Below are 26,311 nucleotides of genomic sequence, written 5' to 3' on the forward strand. Positions count from 1 at the left end.
TCGCGGCATCTCCGATGAACAAGTGGCGCCCGGCACGCCTGGGGCAGGGAGGCCGGACGCCACATCAGGTAACGAGTACGCTGGGGCTGGGGCGCTCGTTACATGTTGTGGTCGGCAGGGTCCTTGCGGACGTCGCCGACATAGAGAATGACCGTTTCCTTGCCGAGGTTCTTCCACCAATGCGAGGTGCCAGACACCTCGGGGCGAATGTCGCCTGCCTTGTGCACGATCGGATCGATGCAATTGGAAGCGTGCTCGACGATCTCGCCTTGCTGCACGAAGATCAGGGCAGGGCGATCGTCATGGCTGTGCCAGGGCACGATGCCGCCGGGCTCGATGGTCAGCTTGCGGAAGCGCAGCTCCCGGCCTTCGATGTGCGCCGGCTGCTTGCCGAGGTCGATCGCGCCGAGCGTAACGTCGGTGACGCCGACTGGTTTATAGTCCACCATCTGGTGTGCGTTCGCCTTGATCTTGTCGGCCGGGCATTCACCGGCGAACACCGGTTGCGCGGAGAGCGTCAACGCGCCGAAGAGGGCGAGGCCCGGCCAGATCACGTGCGACAATGTGCGATGCTTGAGCATGGAAGTCTCCTGTGTTGGCCGCTACCGAGATGGTTACCGGCTATGCCAGGAGTTTCGTCGAAGCGGCGCTCGTCCTGAAATGCCCTTTCGCTCTCGGCGCGATAGCCCGGCGCTATGGTGGCGCGATACGCTGGCGCTATCGAACCGATTGTGAAACGGCATTTCCGCACGATCGGGATCAGGTGTTGGATCGCGGTTACCCCTTGCATGGGGCGCGGAACGCTAAAATAATGCAAACTCTTGCCGGAGCCGGAGATGACAGCACTTTCGCCAGCCGATGCCGAGCGGCTCAAATCCGCCTTCCAGCGTTGCCGCGACATGGACGGCACGCTGAACGAGCAGCTCCGCGCCTATGCCGATGCCAGCCGCGAGGTCTTCCCGGCCTATGGCGAGGCAGTCGATCGGCTGGTGGCGCGATTGGGATGGAACGGCGGTGGCGGGAGCGCGCCGCGTCCGGGCGATGCGATGCCAATGTTCGTCTTGCCGGATGAAAGCGGGCGTCTCGTCAATTTGGCTGCGCTGCTCGAGCGCGGGCCAGTCGCGGTGATGTTCTTCCGCGGACATTGGTGTCCGTATTGCCGGCTCAATGTCCGCGCCGTTGTGCAGGCACTGGATCGCATCGCGGCGATCGGCGCGCGGATCGTGGCGATCATGCCGGAGACGCAAGAATACACGCAGCAGGTCAAGGCCGATTCCGGCGCACCATTTCCGATCCTGACGGATCTCGACAATGGCTATGCTCTGTCGCTGAATCTCGCGATCTGGCTCGGTGCCGAAATCCAGAACCTGTTGTCCTATCAGGACATGAGCAAATTCCATGGCAATAATGCCTGGATGCTGCCGATCCCTGCCGTATTCGTTGTCGGGCGCGACGGCCTTGTGAAAGCCCGCTTCGTCGACCCCGATTTCCGCAAGCGCATGGAGATCGACGATCTGCTTGCGGCACTCGAAGGCGCGAGCCGCGAGAGCTGATCTCGTTTTGTCGGACGGGTGCGAACCTATCCCGCGATTGCCCGCCAGTCCGCTCCGCGCAGCATTCGCATCACGGCGTTGGCGACTGCCGTGCGTTGCCGGCCAGCCACCCCGTAAAGGCTGACGGTCCGGCGGGCGTCCAGCCCGGTGACCGCGGCGCGCGTCATGCCGTCCGGTACGGGCGAGGTGTGAGGCACCATGGCAACGCCGATGTCGGCCTCGACAAGCTCGATCAGATCGTGCTCGTTCGAGATCTGATGGTCGTGCTCGACGTCGACGCCGTGTTCGCGCAGGCTCGCCGAGATCCGGCCGGAGTGTTCGCAGAACGTCCGGCTCAACAATTGCTCGGAGCGCAGATCGTCCAGCTCGACCGAGCTGCGGCCGGCAAGCCGATGTCCGTCGTTGACGACGAGCTCGAAGGCCTCGGTGAAGAGCGGCCAGATGTCGAGTCGATCCCAGGCTTCGTCGATCTCGGCGGCGATGCCGAGCTCCGCCTCGCCTTTCCTTAAGAAATCACCGACCTCGCGGCTGGTCCCGCGCAGGAAACGCAGTTCAAGCCGGTTGAATTGCCGCCTGATCTCGTTGAGATGCGGAATCAGCAGCGCGAGATCGATCGAGTGCGTCAGCGCGATACGCAACGCGCCAATCTCCCCGCTCTTGAACGAGGACGCCAGCGAGCGTGCGCCGGTGGCGGCGTCGTAGCACTGCTTCAGCAGCGGATGCATGCGTTGGCCTAGCTCGGTCAATTGGGCCGCAGGGCGTTCGCGACGAAACAGGTCTCCGCCAAGCTCGGCCTCGAGCTGTTTGATCGCGCGCGTCAGCGAGGGCTGCGTCACGTTGCACTCCTCGGCGGCGCGCGTGAAATTCAAGAGTTGCGCCACCGCGAGGAAATAGCGAACCTGGTGCATTTCCATGGATCGGCTCCCAGCAGGATCAGTGCGGACCCTAGCCGATTGGGGCGAGGAATGACATCCCGGCCGCCATAGCTCGGACGTATGGACTTGGAAGCCAGCCGGCATTTCAAAAGGTCCCGCGATCTCGTAAAACGATCAGGCGTAACAAAACCACGCGTTCGACGAATATTCGACCAGTACGGGCTCATCAGGAGCAAACCATGAACGGCATGCAAGGCAGAGGTGCTAACCTTCCGGGTCAAGTCGTCCTCGTGCTTCAGGGCGGCGGCGCTCTCGGCTCCTATCAGGCGGGCGTCTACCAGGCCCTCCACGAGGCGGGCATCGAGCCGGACTGGATCATCGGTACCTCGATCGGCGCCATCAACGCGAGCCTCATTGCAGGCAACGCTCCCGAGCACAGGCTTCCGCGCTTGAGGGAGTTCTGGAAACGGATGGAGCAGAAGCCGGTCTGGGACTGGCGCTCGGCGTTTCCCGGCTTCAACGAGAAGCTGGCCTATTGGTCAACCGTCACCCACGGCATCCCAGGTTTCTTCCGGCCCAATCCGCTGGCGCATGCGGGAGATTCCTATCCGCTGGGCGCCGATCACGCCGGATACTATTCCACCGTGCCGCTGGAGGCGACTCTGAGCGAGCTTGTCGATTTCGATCTGGCCAATCGCTGCACGCCGCGCCTGACTGTCGGTGCGGCCCATGTCGGCACCAGTGAAATGCGTTATTTCGACAGCCGCGACGGCGAACTGACAGTGAAGCATGTGATGGCCTCCGGCGCGTTGCCGCCGGCCTTCCCGGCGGTGCGCATCGATGGCGAGCTCTATTGGGACGGCGGCATCCTGTCGAACACGCCGACGGAAGCGGTGTTCGACGACAACCCACGCCGGGATTCGCTGATCTTCTCGGTGCATTTGTGGAATCCCGTCGGCGCCGAGCCGACGACGATGGCGGAGGTGATGAACCGTCACAAGGACGTGCAATATTCCAGCCGCATTGCAAGCCAGATCGTGCGACAGCAACAGGCCCATCGCCTGCGTCACGTCATCAACCAGCTCGCGGCGCGCCTGCCGGAGAGCGAGCGCAACGACCCCGCGGTCAGGGAGCTGACGAGCTACGGCTGTCCGACCCGCATGCATGTGGTGCGGCTGCTGGCACCGCAGCTCGAGCGCGAGACCCATACCAAGGATATCGACTTCAGCCCATCCGGCATCTCGCTGCGCTGGAATGCAGGCTATGCCCATACGAAGTCGGCGCTTGCGCGCAAACCGTGGGTCGGCGAATTCGATCCGCTGGCGGGCGTGGTGCTGCACGAGCATATCGACCAGATGCCGCTGGCCGCGGAATAGCGCCACGGCCACCGTCGGCTTCATCGAATTGCCACAGGCCTTGGGAATCGTCGGCTTTCGCCCGCAATCGATGAGGCCCTGCAAGTGGTGACCGGGAACGATCTGGAATTGGCCCTCGATCAGGTCCGCGCCAATGCGGCGGGACCGGTGGGCGGTGTGTTCGGCCCCGACACGGTGACCTGGCGGATCGACCGCGAGGCCGTCATCTTTCTCGGTGCCGGTCGTGCGTTGCTGCTCCAGCTCGCGCATCCCTGGGTCGCCGCCGCCATCGCCGAGCATTCCAAAACGTTTGCCGATCCGATCGGCCGTTTCCATCGCACCTTCGACATCGTCTTTGCCATGGTGTTCGGCACGCTCGACCGCGCCATGCTGTCGTCGCGGCAACTGCATCGGCGCCACGCGATGATTGTCGGCGAGATGCCCGAGACGGTCGGTCCCTTCGCGGCGGGCTCGCGCTACACCGCCAACGACATCCCCTCGCTGCGCTGGGTTCACGCGACGCTGGTCGAGACTGCGCTGATGGCGCACGATCTGGTCCTGCCGCCGCTCGCGACGGAGGAGCGCGAGCGCTACTGGACCGAGAGCCGGGCCTTTGGCGCGTTGTTCGGACTGACGGGCGATGATCTGCCGGCAGATTGGTCCGGCTTTGCCGCTTACACCGCCGCGATGGCGCAGTCGGACACGCTGACCGTCAGCCCGGCCGCACGCGAGATCGCCGCGCAGATTTTTGGCGGCGCGCGTCCGTGGCTGCGGCCGCCGCGATGGTACCGCGCGCTCACGGCGCGGATGCTACCGGAACGCCTGCGCGCAGGCTTCGGGTTGCAGCTCGATGAGCGCGACTCAAGAGCCGCCGACAATGCGCTGCGATGGATCAAGCGGGTCTATCCGCAATTGCCGGAACGGCTGCGCTATGTCGGTCCCTACCAGGAAGCGCAGGCGCGGCTCCGCGGCGAGCCACAGCCGGACTGGATGATCCGCTGTCTCAACCGCGCCTGGATCGGCCGGCCGCAGATGGATGTGCGCGGGAAGGGGTGAGGCTCTAATCTTAATCCGTCATCCTGAGGTGCGAGTGGCGCGATGCAAAAGCATCGCGCCGAGAGCCTCGAAGGATGCACGGCCCTGCTGTTGCAGCCGGGCCGTCGCCCTTCGAGGCTCGCCGAAGGGGCGAGCACCTCAGGGTGACGGGAGATAGAGTGTCGTGCTCCCCAGTCTCACACCGCCGCCAGTCTCCGGTACAGCGCGCTGTAACTCCCCGCCGAGATGCTCCACGAAAACGATCGGCCCATGGCGCTGCGGCGCATGGTGTCGAGCTGGTCGTGGGCCATGAACGCCGAGAAGGCGCGGCGGACGCCGCCGAGGAAGGACTCGTGCGAGGGTCTGGAGAACAGGAAGCCGGTCTCGCCGTCGGTGATGGTCTCGGCGAGGCCGCCGGTCTGGTGGCCGATCGGAAGCGAGCCGAAACGCTGGGCGTACATCTGGCTCAACCCGCAGGGCTCGAAGCGCGACGGCATCAATGTGAAATCGCTGCCGGCGAAGATGCGGCGCGCCTGCGCGTCGTTGAAGCCGATGGTGACGCCGATGGCGTCGGGACGGCGGCGATGGGCATCGATCAGCGCCTGCTCGAGCGCGGGCTCGCCCGAGCCGGTGACCACGATCTGCCCGCCGGCATCGATAATCTCGTCGGCGGCCGACAGCACGAGGTCGATGCCCTTCTGGTGCACGAGGCGTGCGACGATCGCGAACATCGGCCCGCGCGAGACCGCGAGGCCGAATTGCTTGCGGACATAATCCGCATTGGCCTTCTTGCCGACCCAGTCGCCGGCGCCGAACTGCTGCGCGAGCTGGGCGCAGGAGCGCGGGTCCCAGCTCTCGTCGATGCCGTTGAGGATGCCGGTGAGCTCGGACGCATCAGAGCGGACGCGCAACAGGCCTTCGAGGCCGCAGCCGAATTCCTCCGTGGTGATCTCGCGCGCATAGGTGCCGCTGACGGTGGTGAGGTGCGAGGCATAGACGAGACCGGCCTTGAGGAAGGAGAGCTGGTCGTAGAACTCGACGCCGTCGATATGGAAGGAGCTTTCGGGAACACCGATCCGCCGCAGCGAGTCCTTCGGGAAGAGACCCTGATAGGCGAGGTTGTGGATGGTCAGGATCGACGGCAGCTTGGCGCCGCGCCAGGCGAGATAGGCCGGCACGAGCGAGGCCTGCCAGTCGTTGGCATGGACCAGGTCTGCTGCCCAATTCTTGTCCAGCTTGCCCATGGCAAGCTCAGCGGCCGCCGAGGCAAAGCGCGCGAAGCGGATGTCGTTGTCCGGCCAGTCGCGACCGGACTCGTCGCCGTAGGGGTTGCCGGGCCGGTCGTAGAGTTGTGAGCACAACAGCACATAGACCGGCAGGCCGTCCTTGGTGGCGGCCCGGCCGAGCGAGCAGGGGGGCATTTCCGCGAATGCCGGGCAGCGGCCAACGATCTGAATATGCGTCAGTTGCTCGATGATGTCGCGATAGCCGGGCAGCATGATCCGGATATCGGCGAAGGGGCGGAGCGCGCGGGGGAGGGCAGCGGAAACGGCACCGAGTCCGCCGACGCGGACGAAGTCGTCCATCTCCGTGGTGACGAATAAGACCCTCAAGAACGATTGCCCTCTTCCGATCCCGATTGCTGCTATGCAAGATCGGGTCCAGTTGCCCCTGGATATCTCAAGCCCCCCGCGAGACGCGTTCGTTCGGTAAAGACTTTCCTACTCAGCCGCCGCCATCTAGGGTCGGCGCACCAACAAGAGAGAACATCGATAGTTCCTAAAGGGCGGGCCAAGGACTAAGCAGGATGCAGCTACCAGATAAGCACGAAGACACGACGACAAAGGCCTTCGCCGGCCTGCGTGTCCTGGATTTTTCGACCACGATCGCCGGCCCCCATTGCGCGCGGATGCTGGCCGACATGGGCGCCGAGGTCATCAAGATCGAGACCGATGGCGGCGAGACGATGCGGACGCGGCCGCCGCTGCGCAACGGCTGCAGCACCGTCTTCGGCCAGCTCAATGTCGGCAAGAAGAGCGCAGTGCTCGACCTCAAATCCGAGGACGGCAAGGAGGCGGTCCGCCGGCTGGTTGCCACCGCCGACATCCTGGTCGAGAATTTTCGTCCGGGTGTGATGCGCCGGCTGCGGCTCGACTACGACAGCCTTCGCCCGGTCAATCCCAGGCTGATCTACTGCTCGATCTCCGGCTACGGCCAGACCGGTCCCTCGGCCGAGCTGCCGGCCTATGCGCCGGTGATCCATGCCGCCTCCGGCTACGACATGGCGCATCTCGCCTATCAGCCCGGCCGCAACCGTCCGGACTATTGCGGCATCTACCATGCCGATGTCGTCACCGGCACCTACGGCTTCGGCGCGATCGCCTCCGCGCTCTATCAGCGCACCGCGACCGGGCTCGGCCAGCACATCGACGTCTCCATGCTGGAATCGATGCTGACCTTGACGGTGATCGAGCTGCAGAGCTCGCAATTCGCGGTGAAGCCGCCGCCGCGACCGATGTTCGGGCCGACCGAGACCGCCAACGGCTATGTCATGATCACGGTGGCCAGCGAGAAGACGTTCCAGGCCTTGATGGGCGTGATCGGCCGGTCCGAATGGATCTCCGATCCGCGCTTCTCCTCCTACGCCCCGCGGCGCGAGAACTGGGCCGACATGATGGACGGCGTCGAAGCCTGGTCGAAGCGGCTCACGACCGATGCGTGTCTTGTGGCTTTGAGCGCAGCCGGCGTGCCGGCCTCGGCCTATCGCACCATCAAGGAAGCTCTCGCCGATCCGCAGCTCGCGCACCGGCAGGCGCTCTCGTCGGTGGAAGACGGAGGCGGCGCGTTCAGGGTGATCAACCTGCCGTTCCGGATGACGGGCGCCGACACCACACCGGGCAAGATCATGGCCGAGCTCGGCGAGCATACGAACGAACTGCGCGAGGAGATCGGCCTCGGCGACGCCGCGCCAATTCCGTCAGGCAAAACACAAGCGACCAACTGAGCTCATTGCGCTGCGCGTGCGGCATCGAACCTCGCGTGTTCCTCTTGCCGTCGCGTGCATTTGTCGCCAATCTCGCTCCCGAGTCATTCACGATCCGAAACATCGGACGAGGATCCCGGGAGGAACCATGACGAACATTGCTGCCGCGGCGTGCAAGCGCGCGCCGATTTTCCTTGTTGCGGCATTTGCATTCCTTCCGCTGGCTCATCCGGTGCAGGCGCAGAAGGCCGGCGGCAGCATCACCGTCGGCCAGGAGCTGGATATTCCGGGCTTCGATCCGCTCAAGGTCGGCGTCTTCGATTCCTCGGGCTACACCGCGGCCGCCCTGATCTTCGACACGCTCACGACGCTCGACGACAAGGGCGAGGCTGCGCCGAAGCTCGCGGAATCCTGGACGCATTCCGACGACTACAAGAGCTGGACCTTCAAGCTGCGCAAGGGCGTGAAATTCCACGACGGCACGCCGTTCAATGCGGAAGCCTTCAAGGCGAATTTCGACCGGCAGAAGGATCCCGCCAACAAGTGCCGTTGCGCCTTCTACATCACCACCGTGAAGGAGGTGCTGGCGCCGGACGAATACACCATCGTCTATAACCTGACCGATCCGTCCGTGAACCTGCCGGCGACGATGAGCATCCAGAGCACCAACAACGTGGTGCAGTCGCCGACGGCGTGGAAGACCAAGGGCGACGATTATAACCGCAACCCTGTCGGCACCGGTCCCTACATCCTGAAATCATGGACCGCCGGCGACCGCATGGTGCTGGAGAAGAACCCCGACTATTGGAACAAGGGCCATCCCTATCTCGACCGCATCGTCCTGAAGCCGCTGCCCGACGCGCAGTCGCGCTTCGCCTCGCTGCAATCGGGCGAGGTCGACATCATCTGGGACGACGAAAACGACTCCGACAATATCCTGAAGGCGCAGAAGGACTCCAAGCTGACCGTGCACACCTACAAGGGCTCGGGCGCGCAGGTCTATGCCTTCAACACCAAGGTGGCGCCGTTCGACGACGTCCGGGTGCGGCAGGCGCTGGTGATGTCGATCGATCGTCCGAAGATGTCGCAGGCGATCAGCAACGGACTGAGCCGGCCCGCCACCAACCCCTACGGCGACGGTTCCTGGGTCAAGTGCAAGGACGACGGCGCGCTGCCTTACGACCTCGAGAAGGCCAAGGCGCTGCTGAAGGATTACGGCAAGCCGGTCGACTTCAAGATGCTGGCGACGGCAACGCCGCGCGGCCGCGTGATCGGGCAGGTGCTCCAGCAATTCTGGAAGCGGGCCGGCGCCAATATGGAGATCGAGCAGGTCGACCAGGCGACGATCCCCTCGCGCGCCTTCTCGCGCCAGTTCCAGCTGACGCCGTGGCGCATCGTCGATCTCGCCGACCCCGATCCGCAGATGTACGCGAATTTTCGCACGGGCAGCCCGGTCGCGCTCGCCGGCTTCTCCGATCCGGAGCTCGACAAGCTGCTCGACCATTCGCGCGTCACCGCCGATGTCGCCCAGCGTACCGAGGATTATTGCGCGATCAGCCGCCTGATCAACAAGGAGGCGATCTGGTTCTGGACCTTCCAGAACACCTACTATGCGCTGTCGAGCGCCAGGCTGAAGGGCTTCCCGAAGATCTATAACGGCGTGATCGACGTCTCGAACACCTGGCTGGAATGACCGCGCGATGCTGAACTTCGTCGTGCGGCGGCTGCTGGCCATCCTGCCGGTCCTGCTTGCCGTCTCGCTGCTCACCTTCCTGATCGCCTCGCTGCTGCCTGGCGATCTCGCCTTCGTCATCCTCGGCGATCAGGCGACGCCTGAGAATGTCGCGGCGCTCCGTCATGACATGGGGCTCGACCAGCCGATCTGGTGGCGCTACCTGAGCTGGCTCGGCCACGTGCTGCAGGGCGATCTCGGCCGCTCGTTCCGCACCGGGCAGACCGTGCTGCAGGCGGTGAGCGAGCGCATCCCGGTCTCGCTCGAGCTGATGCTGATGGCCGAGTTCATCGGCCTCCTGATCGGCGTTCCCCTCGCGATCGCCTGCGCCGCGCGCGCCGGCGGTGCGTTCGACCGCTTCATGACCGGCAGCGCCTTTGCGATGCTGTCGATGCCGTCCTTCCTGATGGCGATCCTGCTGATCTACCTGTTCGCTGTCGAGCTGCACTGGCTGCCTGCGACCGGCTATGTGCCGTTCACCGAAGAGCCGCTCGCCAATTTGCGCTTCTTCGTGCTGCCGGCGCTGACGCTGGCGCTGGCGGAATGGCCGGGCATCATGCGGGTGCTGCGCTCCGACATGATCGCGACCCTGCAGGAAGACTACATCGCGCTCGCGAAAGCAAAGGGCCTCAAGCCTTCGCGCATCCTGTTCGTGCATGCGCTGAAACCGTCGTCGCTGACCCTGGTGACGGTGACGGGCATCAATATCGGCCGCCTGCTCGGCGGCACGCTGATCGTGGAATCGATCTTCGCGCTGCCGGGCATCGGCCGGCTGCTGGTCGGCGCGATCTACACCCGCGACCTCGTCATCCTCCAGGGCGTGGTGCTGCTGGTCGCCTGTGGCTTCGTCATCGTGAACTTCATCGTCGACATGCTCTATGCCGTGCTCGATCCGAGGATCCGCCATGGCCACGCTTGAGCTTTCGATGCAGGACGAGGTGTCGGCGCCGGTTCGGCGCAGGCGCAAGCTCGGGCTGCTGTTCTGGATCGCGAGCCTGTGGCTCGCCGCCATCATTGCGCTCGCGATCCTCGCACCGGTGCTGCCGCTGCAGAATCCCGTCGACATGGACATGCTGGAGCGCCGCGCCGCGTTCTCGACCGAGCACTGGCTCGGCACCGACGGCCTTGGCCGCGACGAGCTTGCCCGGTTGATCTTCGGGGCGCGCGTCTCGCTGACCGTGGGGCTGATCGCGCCGATGATCGGCCTTGGTATCGGCGGCGCGCTGGGCCTGCTCGCCGGCTACTTCCGCGGCCGGTTCGAGACGCTGGTGGTCGGCAGCATGGACGTGCTGCTCGCTTTTCCGCCGCTGATCTTCGCGCTCGCGGTGACCGCCTATCTCGGCCAGTCCATTCCCAATCTCACCATCATCCTCGGCGTGCTCGGCATTCCGGCCTTCATGCGGGTGGCGCGCGCGGCGACGCTGACACTGGCGCGGCGCGAGTTCGTCATCGCGGCCGAGGCGCTCGGCGCCAGCCATGCGCGCATCCTGCTGCGGGAGCTGCTGCCGAACGTGATCCTGCCGCTGCTGGCGTTCTTCCTGCTTGGCGTCGCCGTCACCATCGTGGTCGAGGGTGCACTGTCCTTCCTCGGGCTCGGCGTACCGCCGCCGATGGCGAGCTGGGGCAGCATGATCGGCGAGGGGCGCGACAGCCTCGACGTCGCGCCGCGGCTGGCCTTCCTGCCGGCGGTCGGATTGTTCCTGACCGTGCTGGCATTCAACCTCGTCGGCGACACCATGCGGGCATTGACCGACCCGCGTCAGGGGGCGCTGTGAGCACGCCGCTTTTGACCGTCGAGGACGTCGCAGTCGAGCTGCCGACCCCGCGCGGCAATTTGCGCGCGGTCGATCATGTCGACCTGTTGCTGGAGCCGGGCCGCACGCTCGGAATCGTCGGCGAATCCGGCTGCGGCAAGACCATGCTGTCGCGCGCGATCCTCCAACTGCTGCCGAAGAAGGCAAAGCTTTCCGGGCGCGTGATGTTCGACGGCCAGGATCTGGTCCGGCTCGCGCCTGAAAGCTTGCGCCGCCTGCGCGCGCGCGACCTCGCGGTGGTGTTCCAGGATCCGATGACCTCGCTCAATCCGGTGCTGACGATCGGAACCCAGTTGATGGAGACGATCCAGGAGCACCTCGAGCTCGACGCGCCGGCCGCGCGGAAGCGCAGCATCGAGCTGCTCGCCGCCGTCGGCATTCCTGCGCCGGAGCAGCGGCTCGCGCAATATCCGCATCAATGCTCCGGCGGCATGCGCCAGCGCATCGCGATTGCGATCGCGCTGTCCTGCGAGCCGAAACTTCTGATCGCGGACGAGCCGACCACGGCGCTCGACGTCACCATCCAGGCGCAGATCCTCGATCTGCTGGCGCGCGAGCAGCGCCGCCGCCACATGGCGATGATCATCATCACCCACGATCTCGGCGTGGTCGCCGGTCGCGCCGATGAGGTCGCGGTGATGTATGCGGGCAGGGTGGTGGAACGTGCGCCGACGCAGGCGCTCTTCAAACGCATGCACATGCCCTACACCGAGGCGTTGCTGGCGGCGATCCCGAAGCTGGAGACCGCGCCGCATACGCCGTTGCCTGCCATCTCCGGCCGTCCGCCCGATCCGACACGGCCGCTCAAAGGCTGCTCCTTCGCGCCGCGCTGTCGCTATGCGGCCGGGCGCTGCCACGAAGCCAAGCCCGAGTTGAAGAGCGCCGAGATGCCGGGGCATCTCTACGCCTGCTTTCACCCGATCCAGATGACGGAAGGGATTGGCGCGTGATGCAGCTCGCCGTGCAGAAGCAGCCGTTGCTGAACGTCGACAATCTCGTCGTCGAATATGGTCTCGGCAACAAGACGGTGCACGCGGTCTCCGGCGTCAGCCTTCACGTCGCGCGCGGCGAGACGCTGGGGCTGGTCGGCGAGTCCGGCTGCGGCAAGTCGACGCTGGGCCGCGCGGTGCTGCAATTGCGGCGTGCCAAAAGCGGCCGCGTGCTGTTCGATGGCGAAGACCTCACCGCGATGGAGGGCGATGCGCTGCGAAAGATGCGCCGCCGCGTCCAGCTGATCTTCCAGGACCCGATCGCCTCGCTCAATCCGCGCCGGCGCATCGGTGACATCGTCGCCGAGCCGCTGATCATCGCTGGTGTCAAGGATGCCGCCGAGCGCAAGCGGCGCGTTCACGAGGTTCTCTCCGCGGTCGGGCTCGATCCCGATCTCGTGGCAGGGCGGTTGCCGCACGAGTTCTCCGGCGGCCAATGCCAGCGCATCTGCATCGCGCGATCGCTCGTGCTCAACCCCGAGTTCATCGTGTGCGACGAGCCGGTCTCCGCGCTCGACGTCTCCATCCGCGCGCAGATCCTCAACCTGCTGGAGGAGATGAAGGCGCGGTTCGGCCTGACGTTGCTGTTCATCGCGCATGACCTTGCCGTGGTCAAAGCGGTCAGCGATCGCGTCGCGGTGATGTATCTCGGTCGGCTCTGCGAGGTCGGCCCATCGGAGCAATTGTTCGCAAAACCTGCGCATCCCTATACCGGGCTGTTGCTTGAGGCGATCCCGGTGCCTGATCCGGACGTGCGTCCCGCCGAGAGCGTGGCGATCGGCGAGCCGCCATCGCCGATTGCGCCGCCATCCGGTTGCCGCTTCCGCACCCGCTGCCCGCGGGCGGACCAGCGATGCAGCGCGGAGATACCGGAGTTGCGTGAGGTTGCGCCCGGCCAGTTCGCCGCTTGCCACCATCCGCTGGGCTAAACTAAGACAGGTCCCGGGTTTGTCTCGCCCTGCCGGCCGTGGCATGGTGGCGCGACGAAGAGTATGCCGGGAGGACGCCATGAAGAGTTTCAAGGTCGCCGATTTCAAGGCGCCGCTGCAGGAGTTCGACGAGGCGACGCCGCAACCCTCGGGCACGCAGGTGCTGATCAGGGTGAAGGCCGCCGGCGTTTGCCACAGCGACCTCCACATCTGGGAAGGCGGCTACGATCTCGGCCATGGCCGCAAGCCGCTGTCGTTGAAGGATCGCGGCATCAACCTGCCGCTGACCATGGGCCACGAGACCGTCGGCGAAGTTTTGGCGTTCGGGCCCGACGTGAAGCCGACCGATCAGGGCGGCCTCAAGCTTGGCGATGTCGGCCTGGTCTATCCCTGGATCGGCTGCGGCAAATGCGCTACCTGCCTCGCCGGTGACGAGAACATGTGCCTGACACCGCGCTCGCTCGGCGTCTATTGCGACGGCGGCTATTCCGATCACATGCTGGTGCCGCATCCACGCTACCTGCTCAACCTGAAGGGCCTCGATCCCGCATCGGCTGCGCCTTACGCCTGCTCGGGCGTCACCACCTACAGCGCGCTGAAGAAGGTGGAGCAGCATCTTGATACGCCGATCGTGATGTTCGGTGCGGGTGGTCTCGGCCTGATGGCGCTGTCGCTGCTGAAGGCGATGGGTGGCAAGGGCGCGATCATGGTCGATATCGACGCGAAGAAGCGCGAGGCCGCCGAGAAGGCCGGCGCACTCGCGACCGTCGATCCCAAGGCGGGCGATGCGCTGGAGCAGCTCGCGAAGAAAGCCGGCGGGCCGATCCGCGCCGTGATCGACCTCGTCGGCAATGCCGCGACGACGCAGCTTGGTTTCGACTGCCTGACCAAGGGCGGCAAGCTCGTCATCGTCGGCCTGTTCGGCGGCGGCGCGACCTGGGCCTTGCCGCTGATCCCGATCAAGGCGGTGACGATCCAGGGCAGCTACGTCGGCAATTTGCGTGAAACGCAGGAGCTGCTCGACCTCGTCCGCGCCAAGAACGTGGCGCCGATCCCGGTGACGAAGGCGCCGCTCAACAAGGCCAACGACGCGCTGCTGCAGTTGCAGCAGGGCGCCGTGGTCGGGCGCACGGTGCTGACGCCGTAATTCGAAGCCGTTTGTTTCTCATCATGGCCGGGCTTGTCCCGGCCATCCACGCCTTCTCGTGGAAATGGCATTAAGACGTGGATGCCCGGGCCAGGCCCGGGCATGACGGAGAGAGTAGGAAATCCTTAAATGTCCGCAAACAACGCTTTCCATATCGCTGTGCTCGCCGGTGACGGCATCGGTCCCGAAGTCATGGCGCCCGCGCTCGAGGTGCTGCGCAAGATCGAGTCCAAATCCGGCTTGAGCTTCCGCTTCACCGAGGCGCCGGCCGGCGCGAATAATTATCGCGCCACCGGCAAGTCGATGCCGGAGTCCACGATCAAATTGTGCGAGGAAGCCGACGCGATCCTGCTCGGGGCCTGCGGCCTGCCGTCGGTGCGTTACCCCGACAATACCGAGATCGCGCCGCAGATCGAGCTGCGCTTCATCTTCGATCTCTACGCCGGCGTGCGCCCGGCGCGGCTCATTCCGGGCGTGCCGAGCCCGATCGTCGGCGCCGACAAGCGCGGCATCGATCTCGTCGTGATCCGCGAGTCCACCGAAGGCCTGTTCGCCTCGATGGGCAAGGGCGTCGTCACCCATGAGGACGCGCGCGAGACCATGGTGATCACGCGCAAGACCTCCGAGCGGCTGTTCGATTTCTCGTTTCGCCTGGCCGAGCGGCGCAAGGCACGCGGCAAGCCGGGATCGCTCGCCTGTGTCGACAAGGCGAATGTGTTCAAGGCCTTTGCCTTCTTCCGCGGCATCTTCGATGAGATCGCGAAGAAGCATCCCGAGGTGAAGACCGATCGCCTCTATGTCGATGCCTGCTCGGCCATGCTGGTCAAGCGTCCCTGGGATTTCGACGTGATGGTGATGGAGAACATGTTTGGCGACATCGTCTCCGACATCACCGCGAGCCTGATCGGCGGCCTCGGCATGGCGCCGTCGGCCGATATCGGCGACAAATACGCCGTGTTCCAGCCGTGCCACGGCACCGCGCCCGACATCATGGGGCAGGGCAAGGCCAATCCCACCGGCATGATCCTGTCGGCGGCGATGATGCTGGACTGGCTCGCCGACAAGCACGGCGTCGAGAGCGCGGCGGAGGCCGGTGAGCAGATCGAACGCGCGGTCGATCAGGTCTATGCCGGCGGCCTCAAGCCGATGGAGTTCGGTGGCAGCAACGGCACGGCCGATATCACCAAGGCGGTGCTCGCCGCGTTGTAGGAGGGGATCGCGCCGCAAGGCGGCGGCCCTGAAGGGCTTGGACCACCATGAACAAGCCGGTGCCCGAACGATATCGAGATCTCCGGACGTTTGCCTTCGGCGACAGTCCGGCGCTTGCCGATGAACTGCTCGAGCTCGTCGTCAAGGGCATCAAGACGGCGACCTGCAGCACGGAAGACGAGCCCAACACGTCGACGCCCGGTGAGCGCTGGGTCGTGCTCGACGGGCGGGGAGAGCCGCGCTGCGTCATCGAATCCGTCGAGATCGCCTACCGGCGCTTCAATGACGTCGACGCGGCCTTTGCCTACGATGAGGGCGAGGGCGATCGCAGCCTCTCCTATTGGCGCAACGCCCATCGCACCTATTTCGGCCGGCTCGGACGGTTCAGCGAAGACATGATGCTCATGTGCGAGCGCTTCCGCCTGATCGAGGTTTTCGGCGATTGATCGCGTGCGATGTCTTCCAGGAAAAAGGGGCCTCGCGGCCCCTTCGTCATCTACCAGCGGTGCCAGTGGCGATAGCCACCGCCCCACGGACGCGGGCCGTAACCGTAGAAGCGTCGCGGGCCGCCGTAATAGCCGTAGGCGCCGTAATAGTTCGGGCGCCACCAGCAGCGGCCCCAGGCGTTGCAGACCATCCGCACCTGGTCGACATGCGCGGCCGGTCCGCCGGCGACTTGATCGGCCTGCGGAATGCCGTTCGGCATCGCCGCGAGCGCTTGTCCCGACGCCAGCGCAGCACTGCCAAGGGCAACCAGGCCAAGAACAGCAAGTTTGAGTCTCATCGCGATCTCCCTCGTTGGTGGCGGGAGAACTTGCGGCGGATCAATTGGTTGCTATCGCAGCGCAGGGCCGTGAGGAATTTAATCTTGGTGAACAAGTGTTCAGAGGAACGACGTCGTCGCGATCCTGGTCTGTGGGGCGTTGTTCAAGCACGCATCCCCATCGCAGGCCGAAATGGCGGGTCATGCTCGGGCGATGGTGCCGGGGCATAATGATCGAATTCCATTGTGAAGGTCGCGCGCCCCTGGCTCATCGAGCGCAGATCATTCGCGTAGCCGAACAGGTGAATGAGCGGCACCATCGCGTTGATGACGGTGAGGTTGCCGCGCGCGGCTTGACCCTGGATTTGCCCGCGTCGCAAATTCAGGTCTTCGATGATGGAGCCGACACGGTTCTCCGGTGTCACGACCTCCATCTTCATGATCGGCTCGAGCAGCACCGACTCCGCCTTTTGGAGTGCCTCGCGGAATGCGGCACGTGCGGCGATCTCGAAGGTCTGTGCCGAGGAGTCGACGTCATGATACTTGCCGTCGATCAGCTCGACTACGATGTCGACCACCGGAGCGCCGGCGACCACGCCCGAGGGAAGCACGCTCGCGATCCCGTTCTCGATACCGGGAATGTATTCTTTCGGAACCGCGCCGCCGGCGATCCTGGACTCGAACCGATAGCCCTGGCCGGGCCCGTTCGGCGCGACGCGCAGCTTGACGGCCGCGAACCGGCCCGAACCGCCGGACTGCTTCCTGTAGGTAAATTCCACCTCGGCCGGCCGAGTGATGCGCTCACGGAACGCCACCTGCGGCGCCCCAACTCTGAGACCGACGTCGTAGGTGCGCCTGAGGGTTTCGAGCTTGGCGTCGAGATGGAATTCGCTCACGCCCTTCAGGATGATCTGTCCCGACTCGTGATCGATCGACATGTCGAAAGCAGGGTCCTCGGCCGCGAGCTTTGCCAGCGCAATGCCGAGCTTCTCCGCATCGGCCTTCGAGTTCGGCTCGATCGCGATCTCGACGAGCCGCGGCTGTGAGAACATTTCGTTCGCCGTGACATACGGATTGATTCTGGGAGTGCCGGACTTCCAGTTCACCCATTCCTGAGCTTCGCGGTGCGAAACAAAGTCGGCGATCGGCAGATCGGTGAGGTCAGCCCGCCGGTGAATGACGCGCCAGCCGCCTTCTTGAAGGCGCTGGATAATGAAGGATTCCATGGGCAAGCCGGTCATTGGCGAACATTAAAACCCAAGCAGGCCGGTTTCAGAGCGCAAAGTCGTGGGTCGCGTGCTTCGCAAAGAACGTCGTCTGACGCGTAATTGCAACCGTGTGCCCCGTAATCGCTCGCAAGATCGCCGTTAGCGCAAACCACCGGTCAGGCGGCGCGCTTTCCTTGTTCTCGATGATCAGTTTCGCAAAGCTGACGCCGGCCGCTTCTCGCGCCAATTCGCCGATCGTGAGAATGCGACGCGGAATGGTCCGGAAGATCAGCCACCCCAGGCAGCCAAGGCTAATGTCGACGCAGAGTGCGCCCGCCATGAGCATGAAAAGCCGATAGTCCCATGGGATTCCAAAGGCCATCCATAGGCACATGAGCGTTCCCCACACAAAAGGGGCCCGCCAACGAACGACGCGCTCCGAACACTGGAAAGAGGTTTCCAGACTTGGAAGATCAAGGCCTGAATTCTGCGCAAGCCGGCGCCATTTCGGAGCTATCGAACGAGGCTCGATTTGCTCAAGAATTGAAATGGGTGTTTGGGGCGTGATCTCGCCCGCAATTCCCATGATCTTAAGTGCGCGGCGCAGGCGGTAGAATGCCATTTGAGACAGGCACGCTTGCGTCCTGGTGCCGGCATTCGGACGCTTCAATTCGATCAGATCGTAAAGCTGGCCGACGGTGCGTGTCTGCTCCGCTTCCGCGTCGGTCAGCTTGATCCCAAAGGTTCGTTCGACGTCGAAGATGACGTCCACATCGTCACCATCGCCGACGAAGTTCAGCGTGTTTTTCATGTTGCGTCCAACCGACGGGTTGCACTGATTGTAGCATTGCCGCGACCGCGCGCCAGAGCCCATTGTTCCGGTCCCGCTCGCTTCAGCGACCCCAAAAATGCTTCCACATCGTCGCTCAACGACCGCACGAGCGTCACAATGAATCATCAAAGCGCCGTTTCGAGAGCGGTCAATGAGGCAGGAGCTGGGTCTACTCTGTACGGAGGGAAACCATGGCGCTCCATTTCCGCACCATCGACGGTTCAGACAACAACCTTGCGGACCCGGCCCTCAATCAGGCCAACACAGACTTTGCACGCGTGGGGCCGGCGAATTTCGCCGATGGCTTCGACGCCATGCAGCCTGGTCCGAACCCGCGCGAGATCAGCAACATCGTGGTGGCGAACGCGCCGGACACCCATCTTGAGGTCAACGGCGTCGCGCTGTCCGGGATGATGTATGCATGGGGTCAGTTTGTGGATCATGACCTCGATCTGGAAAAGAGCGGGGTCAACACGGCGGATATTTCAATTCCCGTTCCGGCGGGCGACACGCTGCCTCAAGGCACCGTGATTCCCGTGACGCGGGTGGCAATCGATCCGGCGACCGGCGTGCCCGGGCATCCCGCAACTGCCATCAACACAGTGACCGGTTGGCTCGATGGCTCCCAGGTGTATGGTTCCGACCCCGTCACCGCGGCCAGCCTGCGCACCGCGGATGGTCACATGAAGGTGTCGGCCGGGGACAATCTGCCGATCGTCATGACCGCGCAGGGACCCGCCTTTGCGGCAGGGGATGTGCGGGCGCAGGAGAATCCCGATCTGACGGCGCTGCAGACCTTGTTCGTTCGCGAACACAATTACCAGGTCGATCAATTGCAGCAGGAGCATCCGGGCTGGAGCGGCGACCAATTGTACGAGATGGCCAGGGCGATCACGACCGCGGAAATGGTCAACATCACCTATAATGAGTTCCTGCCGCATTTGCTGGGAAAGAATGCGATTCCGGCCTATCACGGCTATGATCCCAACGTTAACGCGCGCATCACCGAGGAATTTGAAGGAGCGGCCTATCGTTTCGGTCACTCCATCGTGTCGGCCGACATCAATGGCATCAGCAATCTGGGCGCGACCACAGCCGAACAATCGCTGGCGGACACGTTCTTTGAAGCGCCGGCGGCGTTCATTGCCAATGGCGGCGCCGACGGACTGTTGCGGCATCTTGCCAGCGATACCGCGCAACCGCTCGATACCCATATCGTTGAGGAGCTCCGAAGTTTCCTGAGTGATCCTCCGGATGCAATCGATCTGGCGGCTACCAACATCCAACGCGCGCACGATCTGGGTCTCGGGACACTGAACCAGACGCGGGAGGCGTTGGGGCTTGCTCCCTACAAGAGCTTCGACCAGATCACCTCGGATGCGGCCACGGCTTCGGCGTTGAAGCAGGCTTATGGCTCGGTCGATGCCGTAGACCTGTGGACGGGCGGGCTGGCGGAGGATCATACGGCGGGAGCGGCCATCGGTCAGACCTTTGGCAGGATCATCGCTGACCAGTTTACGGCGTTGCGCGATGGGGACCGGCTGTATTTCGAGAACCAGGGTTTCGATCGGCAAACCCTGCAGGACATCAAGTCGACTACACTCTCGGACATTATCGAACGCGATACGACAGGTACGACCGCCATGCAGGCGGATGCGTTCGTATCAACCGAGCGACATTCCGGCACGCTTGGTGGGGTTGATCCGACCGGAGCGAACGCCGTGAGCGGTCAGGCTCAGCTGGTGGTGGGATCTCCAGGCAAGGACACGCTGACCGGCGGTAGCCTGGACGACACCTTGGTGGCGGCAAGTGGTCACATGACGATGACCGGCGGCGCCGGCGCCGACACGTTTGTTTTCGATCTTGGCAACCTCACGGGACAACACAACACGGCGGTCATCACCGACTACGATCCCAAGGTCGATAAGCTGCAACTGCTGCAGAACGGTAGCTTTGCTGCCGTCAGAGTATCCTCCGATCATCACGGCGGAACCCTTTTGCATCTCCGCAACGAAACGATCGACCTGCTCGGCGTGAACCCCAACGAATTGCACCATCACGATTGGGCCTGAGTCCAAAATGCCGCGTCGCTCAAAGCGAGCGGCGCGGCAGATTACTTCCCCGAAAACTGCGGCTTGCGCTTGTCCATGAAGACCTGCCGGCCTTCGCGGAAATCCGCGGAGTCCATGCAGGCCGTGCCGACCGCCTTGATCGCGTCCATGTCGCGCTGGCTTTCGTCCTTCAGCACTTCTGCGATGGTGACCTTGGCGGCCTTGATCGCGAGCGGCGCGTTGTGCGAGATCGTCTCGGCAATCGCCATGGTCTCGCCCCAGAGTTGATCGTCCGGGATCACGCGCTCGACGAGGCCGATGCGCAGCGCTTCGGTGGAATCGATGCGCATGCCCGTGTACATCAAGAGCCGCGCCCAGGACGGGCCGACCAGCGACACCAGGTGCCGCAGGCCGTCATAGCCATAGGCGATGCCGAGCCTGGCGGCGGGAATGCCGAACTGGCTGTCATGCGCTGCGATGCGGATGTCGGCGAGCATTGCGACCTGCATGCCGCCGCCGAGGCAAAAGCCCTGGATGCAGGCAATCGTCGGCTTCGGGTAATCGGCGAGCAGCGCGCGCTGGGCGGCGCTGCGCTTGCCGTACTCTTCGGAGGCGGCCGCGTTGTGGCGGGTCTTCTCGAACTGGCTGATGTCGGCGCCCGAGACGAATGCCTTGCCGCCGGCGCCGCGCATGATCACGACGCGCACCGTCTCGTCGTCGCGCAAGGCGGTCAGCGCCTCGCCGAATCCCTCCCACATCTCCAGCGACATCGCATTGCGCTTGTCGGGATTGTTGAAGGTGATCACGCCGACGCCGTCGGTGACCTGCTTGAGGATCTTGCCGTCGGCGTAGGGAGTTTCCTGGGATAGATCTGGCATCGCGCGCTCGCTTGTCGTTTGGCGAGCGCAATGTGCGACCGGGCGAAGGCTCCGGTCAACCGCGGCGGGGGATGCAGCCTTGCATCCGCCCGTGCCGCGATTGCATGCCTACTGCGCCATATGCGCGGTCAGCGGATGGCTGCCGGCATTGCTGAAGAAGGCGGCTTCTTCGGCGGTCGCCTCCAGCAACTGCTCGTCCTGATTATAGACGTCGTTGCGGAACTGGATGGTCTGGTCCTTGGTCATCCACGCCGTCAGGTAGATCCAGGCCACGGGCACCTTCCTGGCCATGGCGACCTCCTGATGCTGCCCGGTCGCGATCTCGGTGTCGATCGCGGCACGGCTCCACTTCGGCTGGTCCTTGAGCAGCCAGGCGGCGAGATCGCGCACATTGTCGACGCGGGAGCAGCCGTGGGAATCGAAGCGGTAATCGTCGCTGAACAGATTACGCTGGTTGGTGTCGTGCATGTAGACCGAATAGGAGTTCGGCATGTCGATCTTCACCGCGCCGAGCGCGTTGAACGTGCCGTTCTGCTGGCGCACGGTGAAGTTCGGCGTATGCGTGCCCGACCAGTCGACCGAATGCGGGTCGATCGGATTGTCGTGCCCGTCGAGCACCTCCATGTGCATGCGCGACAGATAGGTCGGGTCCTTGCGCATATGCGCGGAGATCTCGGTCTTGGCGATGGAGGAGGGCACGGTCCAGGTCGGGTTCAGCACCACGGCGGTGATCTGGGCCGTCAGCGTCGGCGAAGGTTTTTCGGTCTTGCCGACGATGACGCGATAGCGCCGCACCACGACGTCGTTCTCGACCGCCTCGGCAAAGGCGGCGGGGATGTTGACCACGACATAGCGCGGGCCGAAGCTGAAATTGGTGTTCTCGAGCCGCTCGAGCGACGCCTCGAGTTGCTTGATGCGCTTTTGCACCGTGACGTTCATCGCCGCGAGCGTGCGCGGCGTCATCGTGCCCGTCGGCGCAAGGCCGTGGCGAGCCTGGAAGCGCTTCACACCGTCGGCGAGATCCTGGTCGAAAGCGCCGCTCGCCTTCTCCGCGGCGAGGTCGCCCGAGAGGATCAGCCGCTTGCGCAGGAGGTCGTCATTGGCGCCTTGCACGCCGAGCGTGAACTTGGCGTCCGCGGGAATCGTCGGCCAGCCGCCACGCACCGCGAGATCGGAATAGCTCAGCGCCGCATCCTTGATCCGTTGGGCGGTGCCCTCGTCATAGGTCGGCTCATGCGTCAGCGCGAGCGCCGCGGCCGAGCGGCTCTCGGCGGTCGAAGCCGGTGCCGCAGCGGCAGCTTTGGGAGCCGCGGCGTGAGCCGGGTTGGCGGCTGCGGGCACCGTGCCGGACGGGGCGGCGGGCTTGGACCCGGCCTGGCCCGTGGTCTCGGTCTGCGCGAGCGCGGAGGCACTGGCGAGGAGGCCCATGGCAATGATCACGGCATGGCGTTTCGACATCTGTCTGGTTTTCCCCATGAGGCAATTCCCGGCCGCTTGCTGCGTGCGCCGATTCGCGAAATCGGCGGGAAGCTAGGGCATCAGAGTTGCGGTCCCATTAAGCGCATCGAGGCCTCCACGGTCCAGGCGGAGGCTCTCGATTAGGTCGCAACAAGGTTGGGGCGGGTTCGCGTCACCGGCGACGAATGCCAAAAAAAGAGGGCGGCTAGGCCGCCCCAAAAACCGAAGGCCGCGCGCGTAGGACGCGCTAGCCCTTATCCTGCAAGTCAGGTCTCATCCTGCCAATCGGGCCTCGCCCAATCCAGCCGCGCCCCCGCGACGCGGCGGATTGAACATTGGCCCTGAAGGCCAGACCGTCGACCGGCTCAGCTCTCGTTGGCTGCGATCGATTCCATCAGCGAGACGAGCTGACGCTGCACCGTCTGATCCTTGATCTTGCTGTAGGCGCGCAGCAGGCGGAGGCTGAAAGCCGAGTCCAGGAACAGGAGGCTTTCGACTTCGCGGGCCTTGTTGTCGCCGTCATAGAAGAAGGTCACGGGCACATCGAGGGCGGAGGCGATCTGCTGCAGCCGAGCCGCGCCGACGCGATTGACGCCCTTCTCGTACTTCTGGACCTGCTGGAAGCTCACGCCGAGCTTTTCACCGAGCTCGGCCTGCGAGATCTTCATCTCGACGCGCCGCAAGCGAATCCGCTTGCCAAGCTCGATGTCCGGCTTGCCGGCACTGCGCTGCTTCATTCTCTTCGCCGCTGCTTTCATTTTATTTTTCACCTTTGTTCTTCGGTTGAAAATCCCCCGAAGAGCTGGGTCAGGGGTTCGCCCATATACGAGTCCTTGAATTCATGCGGGTGCACGAATTCTTCCTTAAACCACGGGAAGCGAGCTGGATTGAAAGCTTCGATCAGCCAGTCAATCATGTGCCGCACGCGGGGAATCCGGCCGCTACCAGGGTGGTAGGACAACCAGATATCCAGCGGTCGGTTCAACTCGACCTCCAGTGGAATCAACTTCCCGCCCAGCGCAATGGCATAGCTCGGGAATACGCCGATGCCGGCGCCATTCGCGACAGCCCAGTAGTTGGCGCTTGAGACGTTGGTCTTCATGACCAGAAGGTCACGTTCCGGAATGCCCGGGAAGAAGCTCTCAAAGGTTTCCTTGGCGGCGAGCTGGTCGGCGAATTGCAGCACCAGGCGGTGCTTGATCAATTCGAGGGCCGAGCGCGGCGTGCCGTATTTCTCAAGGTATTTTTCCGAAGCCCAGAACATCAGATGCATGCGGCCGAGCCGCACCAGCTTGACGTCGAGTGCCGACGGCCGCGACAGATGGATGGCAACGTCGGCCTCGTGGCGGGAGACGTCGGCCGAGCGCATCGCGCAATGCAGGTCGACGATGATCTTCGGATAGGCCTGCTGGAATTCGACCAGCCGCGGGGCGAGCCAGAACGTGCCCAGTCCCTCGGTGACGGCGACGCGGACCTCGCCAGTGAGGGCGTTGGCGGTCGAGTCGCTGGTACGCAGCACGTCGAAGGCGGCCGCCTCCATGCGCTCGACGGCGGAAACCACCAGCGCACCTTCGTCGGTAAGATGGGTGCCGTGGACGTCGCGGGTGAACAGGGTGGTGCCGGTCTGGCGCTCGAAATCATCGATCCGGCGGCGGACGGCGTTGATCGACAAAGACAAGCGTTCGGCCGCCGAGCGGAAACTGCCGCATCGAACGACTTCCAGGAAAATGCGGGCCGCATCCCAATCGGAGAGGCCGCTGATATTTGTCTTTAGGCGTTCCTCCAGTGGAACGCCCCTTTCCGCCAAGGAGTGCATACAAGTCCTTTCGGGTCGCTAAACTGGCAGAATCTAGCGCAAACCACAACCACGACGGGTTGGGGATCGGTGAGTTTTGAACGCCATACTTACCGCGCCCGAGGTGGTATTTTAGTGTGCTAAGGTCTGGGAATCGGGCAAATTGTTGCCCGGAAGAGGGGTTAGTCGTGCGTTCCGTTGCGAGCCTTACCGTGGCTGCGGGATTGCCGGGTCCATGTGGACCGGAGGGTAGCGTGCGAAATGCCGCGTGCGCTCGCGGGATGGATCGATCGCGCAGGCCCAAACGTTTCAGCTTTGATCGCTCTGACCTGCGTCGCCTGGTGATGCCGTCTGGAACAGTGGTTTCGGCGCCGAAACACATTGAAATCATCTTCGAGGGCGCGGACTCCCCATGTTATCCTCGGCTCGCTTTGGGGGCGAAGGGGATCGTTTCAAGCACGTCTCGTAGCCCGAACTAACGGAAAGAACGCCGTGTCGCATTCAGACGAACAGCTACAGTCGGTGCTCGAGACGCTCGAGGAGTGCCGCAAGGTTCTCAATGAGAGCAACAGCCGTGAGTCGGCTGAGCTGCTCTCGATCGTCATCCTCGATGTCAGGATGAAGCTCAAAGGAATTGACAGTGCCGACCTCAAGGCGCTGTGCGACGAAATGCTGCGGAGCGCTGCCAGCGAACCGCTGCCCCCCTCCAAGCAGACGCAGGACCAGCCCCGGCGTCCGCTGCTCCGCGTGGTGAAGTAGCCGCGCCGCCGAATCTCGCTTTTTGGCGAGGTTTGTGCGCGTCCCGATGCCGCATCTGTGATCGCAGACGGCATCGGGAGGAGCCCTGGTTTGATCGCGCCTCTGTTGCGCATTCCCCGGCATCGGCTACACCAGAGCCGGTTCGGCTCCGGTTGTGTGCGCATTTCCCGCGCGCTGCCCGAGGGCCCGGGATGGCTCCGACTGCATCATGCAAAATGTTTCGATTACGGCCGCGCTGATTGCCGGCCTTGTCAGCTTCCTCTCGCCTTGCGTCCTGCCTCTGGTTCCGCCCTATCTGATCTATCTCACCGGCGCCACGATCGAGCATGTCGAGAGCGGCGAGCCTGACAGGGCCTCCAAGCGCGCGATCATGATGGCGGCGCTGCTGTTCGTGCTCGGCTTCTCCACGGTGTTCGTGGCGCTCGGTGCCAGCGCCTCGCTGATCGGCGGGCTGATCCGCGCCTGGTCGGCCGAGCTGTCGATCCTGGCCGGCATCGTCATCATCATCATGGGCCTGCATTTCCTCGGGCTGACGCGGATCGGCCTGTTGATGCGCGAGGGGCGCCTGACCGCGCCCAGGCCTGTTGGCCTCTGGGGCGCTTATGTGATGGGGCTCGCCTTCGCGTTCGGCTGGACGCCCTGTATCGGCCCGATCCTCGCCGCGATCCTCTCGATTGCCGCGGCCGAGGCGACCGTGACGAAGGGCGCAGGGCTGCTGGCGGTCTACTCGGCCGGTCTCGGCATTCCCTTCCTGATCGCGGCGCTGATGATCGAGCAGTTCTCGAAACTGTTCGCGCGCATGAAAGGCCAGCTCGTCAATGTCGAGCGTGCCATGGGTGTGTTGATGGTCATCACCGGAATCGGCTTCCTCACCGGCGCGGTCTCCAATGTGAGCATCTGGTTGCTGGAGACATTTCCGGCGCTGCAGACGATCGGGTAGCGCCGA

The 26,311-nt window shown here is 64.1% G+C and carries 24 protein-coding genes and 1 pseudogene; 15 read left to right on the top strand and 10 right to left on the bottom strand.

Annotation, left to right across the window (positions count from 1 at the left end; translation table 11 throughout):
- Positions 1-98: 98 nt before the first annotated feature.
- Positions 99-581 (bottom strand): cupin domain-containing protein, encoded by a 483-nt coding sequence (locus tag NLM31_RS13715; RefSeq protein WP_254129877.1) that lies wholly within the window; start codon positions 579-581, stop codon positions 99-101.
- A 255-nt stretch (positions 582-836) separates the two neighbouring features.
- Between NLM31_RS13715 and NLM31_RS13720 the strand changes: the two genes are divergently transcribed.
- Positions 837-1,553 carry a peroxiredoxin-like family protein gene (locus NLM31_RS13720; protein WP_254129878.1) on the top strand — a complete coding sequence of 239 codons (717 nt, stop codon included), beginning with the start codon at positions 837-839 and terminating at the stop codon, positions 1,551-1,553.
- 26 nt (positions 1,554-1,579) lie between these two features.
- Here the strand turns inward: NLM31_RS13720 and NLM31_RS13725 are convergent, their stop codons facing one another.
- Positions 1,580-2,467: a LysR family transcriptional regulator gene (locus NLM31_RS13725; RefSeq protein ID WP_254129879.1), complete on the bottom strand. Its 888-nt coding sequence runs from the start codon at positions 2,465-2,467 to the stop codon at positions 1,580-1,582.
- A 200-nt stretch (positions 2,468-2,667) separates the two neighbouring features.
- On the opposite strand from NLM31_RS13725, the gene NLM31_RS13730 reads away from it, so the two are divergent.
- Positions 2,668-3,804, top strand: a complete 1,137-nt coding sequence (locus NLM31_RS13730; protein ID WP_254129880.1) for a patatin-like phospholipase family protein — start codon at positions 2,668-2,670, stop codon at positions 3,802-3,804.
- A gap of 84 nt (positions 3,805-3,888) precedes the next feature.
- Complete coding sequence (locus tag NLM31_RS13735) at positions 3,889-4,839, top strand: oxygenase MpaB family protein (protein ID WP_254129881.1); 951 nt, start codon at positions 3,889-3,891, stop codon at positions 4,837-4,839.
- Positions 4,840-5,015: 176 nt separating this feature from the next.
- Here NLM31_RS13735 and glgA read toward each other — a convergent pair whose 3' ends face one another.
- A complete protein-coding gene (gene glgA / locus NLM31_RS13740) occupies positions 5,016-6,431 on the bottom strand; it encodes a glycogen synthase GlgA (protein ID WP_254192568.1) in 1,416 nt (471 codons plus the stop codon).
- Positions 6,432-6,625: 194 nt separating this feature from the next.
- Between glgA and NLM31_RS13745 the strand changes: the two genes are divergently transcribed.
- From NLM31_RS13745 to NLM31_RS13785, 9 genes are all read left to right on the top strand, one after another.
- Entirely contained in the window at positions 6,626-7,822 is a 1,197-nt protein-coding gene (locus NLM31_RS13745; protein ID WP_254192569.1) for a CaiB/BaiF CoA-transferase family protein, read from the top strand.
- A gap of 127 nt (positions 7,823-7,949) precedes the next feature.
- Entirely contained in the window at positions 7,950-9,494 is a 1,545-nt protein-coding gene (locus tag NLM31_RS13750) for an ABC transporter substrate-binding protein (protein ID WP_254192570.1), read from the top strand.
- Between the two features lie 7 nt (positions 9,495-9,501).
- Positions 9,502-10,452, top strand: a complete 951-nt coding sequence (locus tag NLM31_RS13755; RefSeq protein ID WP_254192571.1) for an ABC transporter permease — start codon at positions 9,502-9,504, stop codon at positions 10,450-10,452.
- Complete coding sequence (locus NLM31_RS13760; protein WP_254192572.1) at positions 10,439-11,308, top strand: ABC transporter permease; 870 nt, start codon at positions 10,439-10,441, stop codon at positions 11,306-11,308. Before NLM31_RS13755 ends, NLM31_RS13760 begins: the two co-directional genes overlap by 14 nt.
- Entirely contained in the window at positions 11,305-12,297 is a 993-nt protein-coding gene (locus tag NLM31_RS13765) for an ABC transporter ATP-binding protein (RefSeq protein ID WP_254192573.1), read from the top strand. The genes NLM31_RS13760 and NLM31_RS13765 overlap by 4 nt, the downstream gene beginning before the upstream one ends.
- Positions 12,297-13,265: an ABC transporter ATP-binding protein gene (locus tag NLM31_RS13770; RefSeq protein ID WP_254196180.1), complete on the top strand. Its 969-nt coding sequence runs from the start codon at positions 12,297-12,299 to the stop codon at positions 13,263-13,265. Before NLM31_RS13765 ends, NLM31_RS13770 begins: the two co-directional genes overlap by 1 nt.
- A gap of 79 nt (positions 13,266-13,344) precedes the next feature.
- Positions 13,345-14,412: an alcohol dehydrogenase gene (locus tag NLM31_RS13775; RefSeq protein ID WP_254192574.1), complete on the top strand. Its 1,068-nt coding sequence runs from the start codon at positions 13,345-13,347 to the stop codon at positions 14,410-14,412.
- A gap of 129 nt (positions 14,413-14,541) precedes the next feature.
- On the top strand, positions 14,542-15,621 hold the full coding sequence (locus NLM31_RS13780) for an isocitrate/isopropylmalate dehydrogenase family protein (RefSeq protein ID WP_254129889.1): 1,080 nt from the start codon (positions 14,542-14,544) through the stop codon (positions 15,619-15,621).
- A 47-nt stretch (positions 15,622-15,668) separates the two neighbouring features.
- Positions 15,669-16,067, top strand: coding sequence for an ASCH domain-containing protein (locus NLM31_RS13785; RefSeq protein ID WP_254192575.1), 399 nt, complete (start codon positions 15,669-15,671; stop codon positions 16,065-16,067).
- A 50-nt stretch (positions 16,068-16,117) separates the two neighbouring features.
- Here the strand turns inward: NLM31_RS13785 and NLM31_RS13790 are convergent, their stop codons facing one another.
- The 3 genes and pseudogenes from NLM31_RS13790 to NLM31_RS13800 all read right to left on the bottom strand — a co-directional run bounded on the left by NLM31_RS13790 (position 16,118) and on the right by NLM31_RS13800 (position 18,403).
- On the bottom strand, positions 16,118-16,405 hold the full coding sequence (locus NLM31_RS13790) for a hypothetical protein (protein ID WP_254192576.1): 288 nt from the start codon (positions 16,403-16,405) through the stop codon (positions 16,118-16,120).
- 143 nt (positions 16,406-16,548) lie between these two features.
- Positions 16,549-17,433 (bottom strand): annotated as a pseudogene (gene fusA / locus NLM31_RS13795) (elongation factor G); the annotation flags it as partial.
- Positions 17,434-17,656: 223 nt separating this feature from the next.
- Positions 17,657-18,403, bottom strand: a complete 747-nt coding sequence (locus NLM31_RS13800) for an acyl carrier protein (RefSeq protein WP_254192577.1) — start codon at positions 18,401-18,403, stop codon at positions 17,657-17,659.
- A gap of 212 nt (positions 18,404-18,615) precedes the next feature.
- Between NLM31_RS13800 and NLM31_RS13805 the strand changes: the two genes are divergently transcribed.
- Positions 18,616-20,496 carry a peroxidase family protein gene (locus NLM31_RS13805; RefSeq protein WP_254192578.1) on the top strand — a complete coding sequence of 627 codons (1,881 nt, stop codon included), beginning with the start codon at positions 18,616-18,618 and terminating at the stop codon, positions 20,494-20,496.
- Between the two features lie 41 nt (positions 20,497-20,537).
- Here NLM31_RS13805 and NLM31_RS13810 read toward each other — a convergent pair whose 3' ends face one another.
- The 4 genes from NLM31_RS13810 to NLM31_RS13825 form a co-directional block, all read right to left on the bottom strand.
- Complete coding sequence (locus NLM31_RS13810; RefSeq protein WP_254192579.1) at positions 20,538-21,353, bottom strand: enoyl-CoA hydratase; 816 nt, start codon at positions 21,351-21,353, stop codon at positions 20,538-20,540.
- A 108-nt stretch (positions 21,354-21,461) separates the two neighbouring features.
- The gene (locus tag NLM31_RS13815; protein ID WP_254192580.1) at positions 21,462-22,811 is read right to left on the bottom strand and encodes a murein L,D-transpeptidase; all 1,350 of its coding nucleotides are present in this window, start codon (positions 22,809-22,811) and stop codon (positions 21,462-21,464) included.
- A gap of 365 nt (positions 22,812-23,176) precedes the next feature.
- A complete protein-coding gene (locus NLM31_RS13820; RefSeq protein ID WP_020608151.1) occupies positions 23,177-23,548 on the bottom strand; it encodes a helix-turn-helix domain-containing protein in 372 nt (123 codons plus the stop codon).
- Between the two features lie 29 nt (positions 23,549-23,577).
- Positions 23,578-24,627: a LysR family transcriptional regulator gene (locus NLM31_RS13825; RefSeq protein WP_254129895.1), complete on the bottom strand. Its 1,050-nt coding sequence runs from the start codon at positions 24,625-24,627 to the stop codon at positions 23,578-23,580.
- A gap of 471 nt (positions 24,628-25,098) precedes the next feature.
- On the opposite strand from NLM31_RS13825, the gene NLM31_RS13830 reads away from it, so the two are divergent.
- Together NLM31_RS13830 and NLM31_RS13835 are read left to right on the top strand one after the other, a co-directional pair.
- The gene (locus tag NLM31_RS13830) at positions 25,099-25,365 is read left to right on the top strand and encodes a hypothetical protein (RefSeq protein ID WP_027528892.1); all 267 of its coding nucleotides are present in this window, start codon (positions 25,099-25,101) and stop codon (positions 25,363-25,365) included.
- Positions 25,366-25,573: 208 nt separating this feature from the next.
- Entirely contained in the window at positions 25,574-26,305 is a 732-nt protein-coding gene (locus NLM31_RS13835) for a cytochrome c biogenesis CcdA family protein (protein WP_254129897.1), read from the top strand.
- Positions 26,306-26,311 lie beyond the last annotated feature (6 nt).

The organism is Bradyrhizobium sp. CCGUVB4N (genome assembly GCF_024199945.1).
Taxonomy (GTDB): domain Bacteria; phylum Pseudomonadota; class Alphaproteobacteria; order Rhizobiales; family Xanthobacteraceae; genus Bradyrhizobium.